Origin of the sequence: Bacillus sp. FSL R7-0672 (assembly GCF_038601465.1) — a bacterium.
GTDB classification, from domain to species: domain Bacteria; phylum Bacillota; class Bacilli; order Bacillales; family Bacillaceae; genus Bacillus; species Bacillus pumilus.
Genome location: NZ_CP152010.1, coordinates 3241174 through 3254678 on the forward strand (window position 1 = coordinate 3241174; position 13505 = coordinate 3254678).

The following is a 13505-nucleotide window of genomic DNA, read 5'->3' on the forward strand; positions in this document are numbered from 1 at the left end:
AAAAATCAGCCTGAATTTCGGCTTCAATCAAGAGTAAGCGTTACCATCAAGCATCGAAAAATCTTTTGTCCTTTTCTCCCTAAATTTTTTGACAATTGTTAAGATGTATTTTGAATCAATGTTTTAAAGCCCTTTAAACTCTATAACATCAGTCGTATCAGCGCTTTAAATGAATAGTGCGTGTTTTGGAATGTTTTCGATTTTTGAAGGAACAGGTTAGAAAGTCATCTTCATCGGTCAGAACGCTACACGTTGACCTATGACAAAGGTCACCTCATAAAAAATCAAGTCATATGCTTATTTTCGGGTCACGAAAAATTGGGATAATATGTCAACTATTGATCATTTCGAAATGCCTGCTTTTTACGATATTCGATCCTTATGACCTACACAATGAAACATTATTCATTTGTTTTTATCAAGATTCATCATTTCTTAACATTTTTAATATGATTTTAGTTGAAAGTTGTCAATTCATGTCATGCTTTCCCCAAAGGCGACGAATAAAATCAGCTTCCCCGCTTACACTAAGGTTAAAAAATCTGTGAGAGGAGGCTAAAGATGCCAAACAGCAATGAGCAAACACGGTTGCATTTTTTATCAGGCAGCTTCGAGGAAAAAATCCGGATTCTGAAAAAAACATTTCAGCAAAGCGGCGATTTTGAATACCGAGAGTTAATGGTGAATGAAACGAAATCTGTCCTGTTTTTTATTAAAACAAGAATTGATGAAGGCAAACTGAACAACTTTATTATCGGTAACTTGTTAGGTCCTCCTGGAAAACAAGATTATACAAAGTCTCTTAGTACGCTTGAAACAGGCGACTTGACTCTGATCACTGACAGTATTATTGCAGGAAGCATTGCCTTTCTTGATGAAAATTCCTCGCAGATCAAATTATTTGCTGTCGGGCAGCCGCCGCTTCGCTCTATTTCTGAGCCTTCTTCAGAAAGCATCATTGCGGGTGCTCATGATGGATTTGTGGAAAGTTTGGATACGAATATATATTTACTGCGTTCTCACTTAAATGATCGGAAGCTCGCCATTCAGTACCATAAGGTCGGTACAAAATCAGAAACAAAGCTTGCGATTGTTTATATTTCTGATGTAGCGAATCAGGAAAAGGTAGAAGAGGTAAACAGACGGATCTCTTCTATTAAAGTAGACACGCTGATTAGTCCTGGTTCTATTGTTGAGGCGATCGAAGATGATTCATTTTCTATTTTTCCGCAGCTGATTGATACAGAACGTCCTGATAAGGTGAGATCTGCCATTCTTGAAGGTCGTATTGTAGTGCTGATGGACGGGAGCCCTATGGCAATTATTCTTCCTGTCACCTTTTTTAGTTTCTTTCAATCACCAGATGATTATAATAGCCGCTGGATTCCAGCTACATTTATCCGTATTTTGCGTTATCTCGCCTGCATCATCGCAGTCATACTACCATCTTTTTATATCGCCGTGATTGGGTTTCATTATGAGGTGGTCCCTGATGAACTCGCCGTGACCATGAAGAATTCTATTATTGGGATTCCCTTCCCTCCTTTAATCGAAGCCATGCTGATGGAAATTACCATTGAACTCATACGGGAAGCCGGGGTGCGTCTGCCAAAACCAATCGGGCAAACCATTGGGATCGTAGGAGGTTTGGTCATTGGGGATGCCGTTGTACAAGCAGGACTCATCTCAAATGTTCTTGTCATCGTGGTCGCCGTGACCGCTGTCGCTTCCTTTGTCCTCCCATCATTTGAAATGACGGCCACCATTAGGATGTTGCGTTTCCCGCTCATGTTCATGGCATCAATGTTTGGTTTTATAGGCATTTCATTTGGTTTATCCATCATTCTCATGAATTTATGCCGCCTTGAATCACTAGGGGTACCATACTTATCACCTGTTGCTCCATTTAACTGGCAGGATTTAAAAGATACTGTAATCCGCCTCCCAATGTGGATGTACAAAAATCGCCCTGTTTATTTAAATCCGCAAAAGAAAAAACAAATTGAACATTTGAGAGGATGGAAAAAGAAAAATGAAAAATAAAATATCTCCACCTCAAGCTGTGTTTTTTCTCATTCAATCTCAAATTGGTGTCGGTATTTTAGCGCTTCCCCACTTTTTGATGAAAGACATGGGACACGATGGGTGGATGGCGATCATTGTCGCCTGTTTTTTTATCCAAATCATTAATACAATTTTCATTTACATCATTCATAAATATCCAGAAACATCATTCTTCCAAGCATTAATTGATGTATTTGGACAATGGATTGGAAAATTACTGATTGCACTGTATACACTGTATTTTGCCTCCGTCTGTATTGTCGTTTTATCCATTTTCACAAGAATTATTGGTATGTGGGTTCTGCCGCTGACGCCAAACTGGGTCATCAATCTATTACTCATTACTTCCATTGTTTATATTGCGAAGGAGCAAATTACAGCCATTGTCAGGTTTAACTTTATATTAACTCCATTTCTCCTTTTGCTTTCCTTGCTGATGTTTTATTCATTAAAGGGGACCAATATCGATTATCTGATGCCATTTTTTCAGACAGACATTTCTCAATTTCAGCTCGGACTGAAAGACGTCGTCCTATCGATGAATGGATTTGAAATGATTCTGATCCTTTCTCCATTTATGAAGGGCAGCATCAAGGAACGCTATAAGGTCATGACCATTTCAAATATATGCACAACGCTTTACTACCTATTTATTACATTGATTTGTTTTATGTTTTTTAGTCCAATTGAGCTTAATGTGATTCCCAACCCTGTCCTTTACTTATTAAAAACCATCTCCTTCGGTATCATTGAGCGGACAGATTTAATTTTTCTGAGTTTCTGGGTGTTTGTTATTCTTGCCACATTAAGTAACTATCTGTACTTTTGTGCAAATGGCATTTCCAGTCTACTGAAGAAAAAGGATCACAAAAAGTATGTTTATTGTTTCGCCATTCTGATATATGCGTCTAGCTGTTTTTTGGCAGTCGATAACTTTCGCATTCAGCGTTTCAATGATTTTACAACGATTGCTCAGTACTCGTTCATTTACACACTTCCAGCATTCATGGCGATCGTTATCTTTATCAAACAACGCAAAAAGAAGGTGAAATCACATGCGTCATAAATATGTGCTGACTCTCCTCATGTGCGTGTCTCTCACCATGATGCCTGGCTGCTGGGATCAAAACCTATTAAAAAACATCTCCCTTGTCCTTACTTCCACCATTGATCAAGGGGAAGATGATAACGCAAAAGTATCGATTACCTACCGGAAAGTACAACAGTCTCAAAGTATGCAGCAAGGAAGTTCAGGTACTTATTCAACCACTGTACTGACAACCAATGCTCCCACTTTACGTAAAGCAGGAACAGACTTCGGCCGAATGGTTGACCAAAAGATTGATATGTCAAAAATGAGGGTTTTACTGATCAGTGATGAATTCTCTCAAAATCAACTTCTTCCCTACTTAGACATGTACTATCGCGATCCGAAAAGTCCTTTACTTGCCAATTTAGCCATTGTGAAAGGTGGTTCAACTATTGATGTGATCAACAAACTACTAAAAGAACAGCTCATTGTCAGTGACTATTTAAACAATCTCATTACAACTGCATCAAGAGGTTCACAGGTAACTGCTGAAAATATTCAAAGCATACGATCAAAGATGCTCCAGGCTGGCGAAGATTTTACCCTGCCCTTAATTTTATTTGATCAGTCTAAACAACTAATCAAAGTAGCAGGTGTGGCTTTATTCGATAATGAGAAAAAAACAGGCGAGCTTTATGGTCAAGATGCCATGCTTCTCAATCTCATGAATAATAAAATCGGAAAATATGCAAATTTCACTAAAAAAATCAGAAATGATATGAAGTTGAAGGGAAATAACTACATTACCATCCAAGTCACTGACTCAAAACGAGATATTCGTATTCTTAATTCTGATCATCGAAACGTGACAATTGGTCTCGATTTCGAATTCAACACAGCTGTCATTGAATATCCGAAAGACAATTTAGATAGTACGAAAAAGATCGATGAACTAAACAAACGATTATCAGCTATTTTCACAAAGGAAGCAGAAAAAGTAATCTCTGTCTTACAGCAATCAAACTCTGACGTGTTAAGTCTTGGAAGAAAATATCGAGTCCAACATTACGATGAGTATGTAAAAATGAATTGGAAAACCGATTATCCAAATGTAAAAATTATCCCAAAAATCAAAGTGAATATTACAGAAACAGGGATTATTAGTTAAGAAAAGGAAGATGTCATCTTTCTTTTCTTTTTTTATTTTTTTAAGATTGTCATTTAAAAGCTTTCATGATAATCTATTTGTGTAAACGGTTACACATTCACGAAGGGAGGCACTCCATTGGCTACAATTAAAGATGTTGCAAAAGCTGCACAAGTGTCTGTTGCCACTGTTTCACGCGTATTGAACGATACTGGATATGTCCATTCAGATACGAAAATCCGCGTGACACAAGCGATGCAGGAGCTGAACTACTTTCCCAATGAAGTGGCTAGATCCCTTTTCAAAAGAGAATCCCGCTTAATCGGTTTGATCTTGCCTGATATCACAAACCCCTTCTTTCCTCAGCTTGCTAGAGGCGTAGAGGATGAGATTCATGCGCAAGGTTTTCGGTTATTATTCGGAAACAGTGATGAAGATCGAGAAAAGGAATTGGCTTATTTACAAACATTTAAACAAAATCAAGTAGTCGGTGTCATCGCTGTCACAAACGAACCTGAATCAGATATATACAATGATGATGAATTGCCGGTTGTGTTCTTAGATCGAACCGTTCCACATGCACCTTCTGTATCTGCAGATACTGCAGCTGGCGGGAAAATGGCTGCAATGGAATTAATCAGGCGCGGCAGCCGGCAGATCACACTGCTGAAAGGACCTGCCCACCTTCAAACAGCGAGGCAGAGATTCAAGGGTGCACTCGATGTACTGACCGAAAAGGGTGTCGACTTCCATGTGATGTCTAATGCTTCATTTTCTTTTCAAGAAGCCCGTAAGAGTGCCAAGGCTCTTTTCCAGCTGTACCCTGAAACAGATGGCATCATTGCCAGTAACGACATCGTCGCAACAGCGGTCATTCACGAAGCACTTCGGATCGGAAAAGCCGTTCCAGAGGATGTTCAAATCATTGGGTTTGATGATATTCCGCAAAGCGAGCTGCTCTTCCCTTCCCTATCGACGATTAGGCAGCCTGCCTATGAGATGGGAAAAGAAGCGGCACAGCTGTTAATCAAAGCGATTCAGAAACAACCTATAGATCAACCAGTTATCCAAATGCCCGTCTCTTTTATTGAACGAGAGACCACAAGAAAGGTGGATTCACAATGAGTCATATTGTCGTAGTAGGAAGCTGTTCAATGGATTTAGTCGTCACTTCGAATAAAAGACCAAATGCCGGTGAAACAGTGTTAGGCGAATCATTTAAAACCGTCCCAGGCGGAAAAGGCGCCAATCAAGCAGTCGCCAGTGCCAGACTCGGTGCTGATGTATACATGGTCGGCCGAGTCGGTGATGACGCTTATGGTCAAGATATTCTCAGCAATCTACAAGATCAAGGGGTTCGCACCTCATATATGAAACCGGTTACCGAAATGGAAAGCGGCACGGCTCATATCATTTTAGCAGAAGGTGATAACAGCATTGTCGTGGTCAAAGGGGCAAATGACGAGGTCACTCCTAACTATGTAAGAGAAGCACTTTCTACAATAGATGATATTGGAATAGTGCTCATTCAGCAGGAAATACCTGAAGAAACGGTCGAAGCTGTCTGCGCCATTTGCAGTGAAAAAGAAATCCCTGTGATTTTAAACCCTGCACCTGCCCGCAAAGTATCGCAGCAAGTTTTAGACCAGGCTGCCTATATTACACCGAATGAGCACGAGGCTGTTCTCATGTTTAATGGACTCCCAATTGAAGACGCCTTGTGTCAATACCCTAACAAATTACTGATTACAGAAGGGAAAAATGGGGTTCGATATTTTGACGGATTGAAAGAAGTGCTAGTCCCAGGATTTCCAGTCGAAGCAGTTGATACAACAGGAGCAGGCGATACCTTTAACGGAGCCTTGGCTGTCGCCTTAACAGAAGGCAAATCTCTCTATGACGCACTTGCATTCGCTAACCTTGCAGCATCAATGTCTGTCACCAAGTTCGGTGCACAAGGCGGCATGCCAACAAGAGAAGAACTGGAGAGAAAAAAATGAAAAAAAACGGCATCTTAAATAGTCATATCGCCAAGGTACTTGCTGACCTTGGTCATACAGATACAATCGTCATCGCAGACTGCGGCCTGCCTATTCCAGAAGGTCCAGTCAAAATCGACCTGGCACTATCAATCGGCACACCGTCCTTTCAGGAGGTCACCTCCCTCCTTCTTCAAGAAATGGCGGTTGAACACATTACTGTAGCTAGTGAAATCAAAGAAGCCAATGAGCGAGATCATCTATTTCTAAAGAAAGCGTTCTCACACCCATTACATGATGTAGACCACGAGACGTTCAAAGACATGACCAAACAGGCAAAAGCAGTCATTCGCACGGGTGAAGCCACCCCATACGCAAACTGCATTCTTCATGCCGGTGTCATCTTTTAAAAGGAGGAGCCAGATATGAACATTGAGATGCATAACATCCATAAGGCCTTTGGAAAAAACACCGTTCTTTCCGGGGTCTCCTTTGACCTCGTCACAGGTGAGGTTCACGCGCTCATGGGTGAAAATGGCGCAGGAAAATCAACTTTAATGAACCTGCTCACAGGTCTTTATTCATTAGACCAGGGAACGATTCATATCGACGGGAAAGAAACCGCTTTCAAAAATCCGAAGGAAGCGGAACAACACGGTATCGCCTTTATTCATCAAGAGCTCAACATATGGCCAGATATGACCGTCTTGGAAAACCTATTCATCGGGAAAGAAATCAATACGAAATTTGGATTGCTAGACACAAAGAAAATGAAGGTTCTTGCCCAAAGCCAGCTGGACCGATTGTCTGTGAACCTCTCGCTTGATCAAGAGGCAGGCAGCTGCTCTGTTGGACAAAAACAGATGATTGAGATTGCAAAGGCATTAATGACGGAAGCGAAGGTCATCATCATGGATGAGCCAACAGCAGCTCTAACGGACCGTGAGATTGAAAAGCTCTTTCAGGTCATTGAATCTCTCAAAAAGGAAGGCGTATCCATCGTCTATATTTCTCACCGTATGGAGGAAATCTTTGCGATTTGTGACCGGATTACCATCATGCGCGATGGGAAAACGGTCGATACGAAAGCCATACCTGAAACGAATTTCCATGAGGTGGTCAAAAAAATGGTCGGCCGCGAATTAACAGATCGATACCCTGAGAGAACGCCTTCTCTAGGAGATACTATCCTTGAGGTGAAGCAAGCGACAAGAAAAGGACAATTTCAAGATATCAATTTCTCCGTTAAAGCTGGAGAAATCGTCGGTGTTGCAGGCTTAATGGGCGCTGGCAGGACCGAAATGATGCGATCGCTGTTTGGTCTTGATCCTCTTGATCAAGGTGAAATCTGGGTTCATGGAAAAAAGGCTATCATTAAAAAACCAAGTGATGCCGTCAAGCTTGGCATCGGCTTTATCACAGAGGATCGCAAAGATGAAGGACTTATGCTGGATGCATCCATTCGAGAAAACATTGGTCTGCCAAACTTAGAAAGCTTCTCTCCAAAAGGACTGATCGATAAGAAAAACGAACAGGATTTTGTTGACCTGCTCATCAAAAGATTGACGATTAAAACGGCTTCCTCTGAAATCTCTGCTCGAAGTCTCTCTGGTGGAAATCAGCAAAAAGTCGTCATCGCCAAATGGATCGGCATCCAGCCAAAGGTCTTGATTTTAGATGAACCGACAAGAGGTGTCGACGTCGGAGCGAAACGAGAAATCTACCAGTTAATGAATGAACTGACTGATCGAGGTGTCGCCATTTTAATGGTCTCCTCTGAGCTCCCAGAAGTTCTAGGGATGAGCGATCGAGTGCTTGTCATTCATGAAGGAACCATCAGCGGCGAATTAAATAAAGCAGACGCAACACAAGAACGAATTATGACACTAGCTACAGGAGGGAAGTAACATGAAACCACTTACTTCAAATGGACGATTTGACAACATCATGCAAAAGCTTGGGCCATTCTTAGGGCTCATCATCCTTGTTGCCATTGTTTCTATTTTAAACCCGGCCTTTTTAGAGCCATTAAACATCTTAAACTTACTGAGACAAATCTCCATTAATGCCCTCATTGCCTTTGGTATGACGTTTGTTATTTTAACCGGAGGAATTGATTTGTCTGTCGGGGCCATTTTAGCACTTTCTAGTGCACTGACTGCCGGATTTATCGTGTCTGGTATGGACCCGATTTTAGCTATTATCGTTGGCTGTATCATCGGCGCTATTCTTGGGATGGTCAACGGTCTTTTAATCACAAAAGGAAAAATGGCTCCTTTTATCGCAACACTTGCCACGATGACGATTTTCAGAGGGTTAACACTTGTTTATACAGATGGAAACCCGATTACAGGACTCGGTTCTAACTATGCCTTTCAGTTATTCGGCCGCGGGTATTTCTTAGGCATTCCTGTTCCAGCGATCACGATGCTTCTCACCTTTATCGTACTTTGGGTGCTTCTTCATAAAACTCCTTTTGGCAGAAGAACGTATGCCATCGGCGGAAATGAAAAAGCTGCGTTCATTTCAGGAATCAAAGTACCACGCGTAAAAATTATGATTTATTCATTGGCAGGTTTCATGTCTGCTTTAGCAGGTGCCATTTTAACCTCTCGCCTAAACTCAGCTCAGCCAACAGCTGGTACGTCCTATGAGCTTGATGCGATTGCTGCTGTTGTACTTGGCGGGACAAGCCTGTCTGGCGGAAGAGGACGAATTGTCGGCACACTGATCGGGGTGCTCATCATCGGTGTCCTGAACAATGGTATGAACTTACTTGGTGTATCATCATTCTATCAATCTGTTGTGAAAGGGATTGTCATCTTGATTGCAGTCCTACTAGACAGAAAGAAATCTGCTTAAGGAGGCAGCTGCTATGAAAAAATATCTCATTCTCATTCTGACTCTCTCATTATTCATGCTTTCTGCCTGCTCGCTAGAACCGCCAGAGTGGGCCAAATCAACAAAAGATGGGAAGAAAAAAGACATCAAAATCGGTCTCTCGATCTCAACTTTAAACAACCCATTCTTCGTTTCTCTCAAAAACGGGGTGACGAAAGAAGCGAAAAAGCTTGGCATCGAAGTCGTCATTGCAGATGCACAAAATGATTCAGCGAAACAAACAAGTGACGTAGAAGATTTAATTCAGCAAGGGGTCGACGCATTACTCATCAACCCAGCTGATTCGTCTGCTATATCGACTGCTGTTGAATCAGCGAATGCTTCTGATATTCCTGTCATCACATTAGACCGCTCAGCTGAAAGCGGAAAAGTAGAAGCACTGGTTGCTTCAGATAACGTCAAAGGCGGCGAAATGGCAGCTAACTTTATTATCGACAAGGTTGGTAAAGGAGCAAAAGTCGCTGAATTAGAAGGTGTACCAGGCGCTTCCGCTACACGTGAGCGCGGAAAAGGATTCCATCAAATAGCAGATAAAGATCTAAAAGTGACTGCAAAACAAGCGGCTGACTTCGACCGAACAAAAGGGTTGAACGTCATGGAAAACCTCCTTCAAGGAAACCCTGACATCAAAGCCGTTTTTGCCCACAATGATGAAATGGCACTTGGCGCTTTAGAGGCGATTCAAAGCTCTGGAAAAGATATTCTCGTCGTTGGCTTTGACGGAAATGAAGATGCTCTCAACTCAATCAAAGCAGGAAAACTATCCGCAACAGTCGCCCAGCAGCCAGAGCTGATCGGGAAACTGGCAGTCGGCGCTGCAAGCGACGTCTTAAAAGGGAAGAAAGTAGAAAAGAACATCGCAGCTCCACTGAAACTAGAACAGAAAAAATAAACACAAAACCCCCGATTTCCCTCGGGGGTACAGATTATTGACAAAGGGCTTTAGTCCTTTGTCTTCTTTTCATTTCATTCTGGTCTTTTTAGCACAAATGACGTCCCTAAATGGGCATAATCATTTCCCGCTAAACGTGCGACTGGCTTTAGTTCATGAGTCGAAACATATCCTTTTTCCGCATCATAAACAGCCTCATCTAAATGCGCACACACAACCCGGCCAATGATATGATCGACCGTGATCTCCCCTTCATCATTTTGAAAGGTGAGATGCTTTTCAAGCTGACATTCAAAGCGAATACGCGCTTCCTGAATGCCCGGCACTGACACGACATGACTCTTTACTTGATGAAGACCGGTTCGATCCAGCTCACTCTCATCCTGTGGCAGCGTAGCAGCTGTTTCGTTAATATCTTCTATTATCGCTTCATCACTCACATGGACCACAAATTCTCCCCTGTCAATCATATGCTGCGCTGTGTCTTTCAACTGACCTTCGCGTCGTCCGATAGAAACTGCAAGGAGCGGCGGGTGTCCGCTGATGACATTAAAGAAACTAAATGGTGCGGCATTGACAACATCGTCTTTAGACAGACTTGTAATAAACGCAATCGGTCGTGGAACAATAGAACCCGATAATAATTTATATGCTTCTTTTCTTGATAGCTGATCCATTTGCAACGTAATCAATTCAGACACGCCTCCTTTTGGTGTATCGACATCATACCATACCTCTTTTTCTATGCCTCTGATTCAGGCTCGGTGCGATGCAGGATATGGTGGACAAGATGAAATAAAGCAGGATTATGATTTTCTCGTCTATAGGAAATCGTCCATTCTGCCAGAAGCTGTTCACCTTCAATGGACCGATACACAACATCTAGATTAAATAAACGCCGGGCTGATTTCGGAATGACCGCAATGCCGATACCAGCTGTGACAAGGCCAATCACCATTTGATATTCCGCCGCTTCCTGCACAATATTAGGAGAAAACCCGTACTTTTCACATAGCAGGACAAAGTGTTGATAAAGGGACGGCCATGATTCCTGTGATAAAGAAATAATCGGCTCATGACGAATATCTTCGATCGTGACCGCCTCTTTTTTCGCCAGCGGATGATTTTTCGGAATCGCAAAAATACATTCACTTTGCTTCATCAAACGGCTGACCAGTTCTTCATGAGGAGATGTAGGATGTAAAAAACCGATATCAATCTCCCCATTTAAAAGCGCTCCTAGCTGCTGCGGAACAGAAAGCTGCTCCAGCTCAATACTGACAGAGGGATACAGCTCTCTGAATTCGCGTACAACTGGCGGCAGAATATCATACGTCGCTGTTCCAACAAACCCTATGATGATTTTTCCCAGCTCTCCTCTTGCTGTATGCCGGGCATGATCAACGGCTTTATCAAGCTGATGCAGCACACCCCGCACCTCATGTAAAAAGACCTTTCCAGCAGCTGTTAGCTCCACCACTCGCTTCGACCGGTGAAACAAAGGAAACCCCAATTCTTCTTCAAATTGCTTAATTTGCTGACTAAGTGGAGGCTGTGTCATATTCAATCGTGCGGCTGCTCTGCCAAAATGCAGCTCCTCTGCTACTGTGACAAAGTATTGCAAATGTCTCAGTTCCATCCTTTCACCCCTCGCACACTTATTCGTGAAACATATTAAAACCACGTTAAACAGATATTGGAAATTTTCCATTTTGAAATGTATAGTAAATCATATCATGAAAATATATTTTCATAAAAAATTTTACTTGCCGAAAGGAGTGCGGGGTAAATGAATTCTCAAGCACAACCCCTAACAAGACGAGGAGCAGAATTGATTGTTGATACGCTGATTGCTCAAGGTGTGACCCATGTTTTTGCAATTCCAGGTGCCAAAATTGACGCCGTATTTGATGTATTAAAAGACAGAGGTCCAGAGCTTGTCCTATGCAGACACGAACAAAATGCCGCCTTTATGGCAGCTGCTGTCGGCCGCTTAACCGGCAAACCAGGTGTTTGTCTCGTCACATCAGGTCCTGGCGCATCTAATTTAGCAACAGGTCTATTAACAGCCAATACAGAAGGTGATCCTGTTGTCGCAATCGCTGGAAACGTCATTCGTGCGGATCGGCTGAAACGAACACATCAATCACTCGACAATGCGGCATTATTCAAACCAGTCACAAAATACAGTGTTGAAGTACAAGACGTTCATAATATACCCGAAGCCTTAACAAATGCTTTTCGCGCGGCACAAAAGGGGCAGGCTGGAGCAGCATTTATCAGCTTTCCACAAGATGTCGTGACCGAACACACCACACAAATACCAGTGTCTGCTCACCCTTCTCCAGAACTAGGTCCTGCACCGGATGCTCTCATCAGCTCGGCTATCGCCAAAATTCAAAATGCACACTTACCTGTTGCCATTGTGGGAATGAAAGCAAGTCGTCCAGCTGCTGCAAAGGCTACAAGAACATTATTGAAAACACTTGGAATTCCATTTGTCGAAACGTACCAAGGAGCCGGCGTTCTCTCAAGAGAGCTTGAGTCTCAATATGTAGGCAGAATCGGTTTATTCCGAAATCAGCCGGGGGATCTTCTCATTGAACAAGCAGATGTCCTTTTAACCATCGGCTTTGATCCAATTGAATACGATCCGAAGCATTGGAATATTCAGCCGAAGCAGCGACAGATCATCCATGTCGATGACATCCAGGCAGATATTGACCATTTTTATGAGCCGGCGCTTGAGCTTGTTGGCAATATAGCTGAAACCGTTAAACATTTAGCCCATGACAGTGTTCCACTTTCTCTATGCAAAGAACAAATTGAATTCGTCACTGAATTGCAGGAGCTGTTAAGCGACATTGAAAAAGCACCAGAAAGAGAAAGTCATCTATCTCACCCGCTGGATGTCATTCATACATTAAGACGCCTGATTCCTGATGACACGAAGGTCACATGTGATATCGGGTCTCACGCGATTTGGATGTCGCGTCACTTCCGCGTCTATGAGCCGAACACATTCCTCGTGAGCAACGGAATGCAAACATTAGGCGTCGCATTACCATGGGCCATTGCGGCTTCCATATTGAATCCAGATGAAAAGATCATTTCGGTCTCTGGTGATGGCGGTTTTCTCTTCTCTGCAATGGAGCTAGAAACAGCCGTCCGCATGAAAACAAATCTTGTTCACCTTGTTTGGAATGACAGCACATACGACATGGTGGCATTTCAGCAGGAAATGAAATATGACCGCACATCCTGCGTTGAATTCGGACAGATCGACTTAGTGAAATATGCGGAAAGCTTTGGAGCGACTGGATTACGGGTTAACTCACCTGAAGAGCTTTCAACTGTCCTCCAAAAGGGTATAAACATAGAAGGACCCGTTATTATTGATATTCCGATTGACTATCAAGACAACCCAGACCTCGCCAGTCAAAAATGGCCAGAAGTCTTTCGTGAAAAACACACATTGAACGTCTGATAAGA

Annotated in this window: 12 protein-coding genes; 10 read left to right on the forward strand and 2 right to left on the reverse strand. The window is 42.5% G+C overall.

What is annotated here, in order from left to right; genetic code table 11:
• Positions 1–561 precede the first annotated feature (561 nt).
• The 9 genes from MKY18_RS16495 to rbsB all read left to right on the forward strand — a co-directional run bounded on the left by MKY18_RS16495 (position 562) and on the right by rbsB (position 10013).
• Entirely contained in the window at positions 562–2043 is a 1482-nt protein-coding gene (locus MKY18_RS16495; RefSeq protein ID WP_065097900.1) for a spore germination protein, read from the forward strand.
• A complete protein-coding gene (locus MKY18_RS16500; RefSeq protein ID WP_065097899.1) occupies positions 2033–3130 on the forward strand; it encodes a GerAB/ArcD/ProY family transporter in 1098 nt (365 codons plus the stop codon). Before MKY18_RS16495 ends, MKY18_RS16500 begins: the two co-directional genes overlap by 11 nt.
• Positions 3120–4262 (forward strand): Ger(x)C family spore germination protein, encoded by a 1143-nt coding sequence (locus tag MKY18_RS16505; protein ID WP_065097898.1) that lies wholly within the window; start codon positions 3120–3122, stop codon positions 4260–4262. The genes MKY18_RS16500 and MKY18_RS16505 overlap by 11 nt, the downstream gene beginning before the upstream one ends.
• 117 nt (positions 4263–4379) lie before the next feature.
• Positions 4380–5366, forward strand: coding sequence for a LacI family DNA-binding transcriptional regulator (locus MKY18_RS16510; protein WP_044140089.1), 987 nt, complete (start codon positions 4380–4382; stop codon positions 5364–5366).
• Positions 5363–6241: a ribokinase gene (gene rbsK / locus MKY18_RS16515; RefSeq protein ID WP_185107745.1), complete on the forward strand. Its 879-nt coding sequence runs from the start codon at positions 5363–5365 to the stop codon at positions 6239–6241. Before MKY18_RS16510 ends, rbsK begins: the two co-directional genes overlap by 4 nt.
• On the forward strand, positions 6238–6630 hold the full coding sequence (rbsD, locus tag MKY18_RS16520; protein ID WP_065097896.1) for a D-ribose pyranase: 393 nt from the start codon (positions 6238–6240) through the stop codon (positions 6628–6630). Before rbsK ends, rbsD begins: the two co-directional genes overlap by 4 nt.
• 15 nt (positions 6631–6645) lie before the next feature.
• Positions 6646–8127, forward strand: coding sequence for a sugar ABC transporter ATP-binding protein (locus MKY18_RS16525; RefSeq protein ID WP_106067022.1), 1482 nt, complete (start codon positions 6646–6648; stop codon positions 8125–8127).
• A gap of 1 nt (position 8128) precedes the next feature.
• Positions 8129–9082 (forward strand): ribose ABC transporter permease RbsC, encoded by a 954-nt coding sequence (gene rbsC / locus MKY18_RS16530; RefSeq protein WP_044140093.1) that lies wholly within the window; start codon positions 8129–8131, stop codon positions 9080–9082.
• 13 nt (positions 9083–9095) lie between these two features.
• Positions 9096–10013 carry a ribose ABC transporter substrate-binding protein RbsB gene (rbsB, locus tag MKY18_RS16535; protein ID WP_012011498.1) on the forward strand — a complete coding sequence of 306 codons (918 nt, stop codon included), beginning with the start codon at positions 9096–9098 and terminating at the stop codon, positions 10011–10013.
• A 74-nt stretch (positions 10014–10087) separates the two neighbouring features.
• Here rbsB and MKY18_RS16540 read toward each other — a convergent pair whose 3' ends face one another.
• Both MKY18_RS16540 and alsR read right to left on the reverse strand, forming a co-directional pair.
• Positions 10088–10705, reverse strand: a complete 618-nt coding sequence (locus MKY18_RS16540) for a flavin reductase family protein (protein WP_342497836.1) — start codon at positions 10703–10705, stop codon at positions 10088–10090.
• A 50-nt stretch (positions 10706–10755) separates the two neighbouring features.
• On the reverse strand, positions 10756–11652 hold the full coding sequence (alsR, locus tag MKY18_RS16545) for an acetoin biosynthesis transcriptional regulator AlsR (protein ID WP_065097893.1): 897 nt from the start codon (positions 11650–11652) through the stop codon (positions 10756–10758).
• Positions 11653–11802: 150 nt separating this feature from the next.
• On the opposite strand from alsR, the gene alsS reads away from it, so the two are divergent.
• Positions 11803–13500 (forward strand): acetolactate synthase AlsS, encoded by a 1698-nt coding sequence (alsS, locus tag MKY18_RS16550; RefSeq protein WP_065097892.1) that lies wholly within the window; start codon positions 11803–11805, stop codon positions 13498–13500.
• Positions 13501–13505 lie beyond the last annotated feature (5 nt).

Bases quoted from the DNA above. Each gene is read 5' to 3' on its own strand.
- rbsD (WP_065097896.1), top strand. From the start codon at position 6,238: ATGAAAAAAAACGGCATCTTAAATAGTCATATCGCCAAGGTACTTGCT.
- MKY18_RS16505 (WP_065097898.1), top strand. From the start codon at position 3,120: ATGCGTCATAAATATGTGCTGACTCTCCTCATGTGCGTGTCTCTCACC.
- MKY18_RS16525 (WP_106067022.1), top strand. From the start codon at position 6,646: ATGAACATTGAGATGCATAACATCCATAAGGCCTTTGGAAAAAACACC.
- MKY18_RS16500 (WP_065097899.1), top strand. From the start codon at position 2,033: ATGAAAAATAAAATATCTCCACCTCAAGCTGTGTTTTTTCTCATTCAA.
- alsR (WP_065097893.1), bottom strand. From the start codon at position 11,652: ATGGAACTGAGACATTTGCAATACTTTGTCACAGTAGCAGAGGAGCTG.
- rbsC (WP_044140093.1), top strand. From the start codon at position 8,129: ATGAAACCACTTACTTCAAATGGACGATTTGACAACATCATGCAAAAG.
- rbsB (WP_012011498.1), top strand. From the start codon at position 9,096: ATGAAAAAATATCTCATTCTCATTCTGACTCTCTCATTATTCATGCTT.
- MKY18_RS16495 (WP_065097900.1), top strand. From the start codon at position 562: ATGCCAAACAGCAATGAGCAAACACGGTTGCATTTTTTATCAGGCAGC.
- alsS (WP_065097892.1), top strand. From the start codon at position 11,803: ATGAATTCTCAAGCACAACCCCTAACAAGACGAGGAGCAGAATTGATT.
- rbsK (WP_185107745.1), top strand. From the start codon at position 5,363: ATGAGTCATATTGTCGTAGTAGGAAGCTGTTCAATGGATTTAGTCGTC.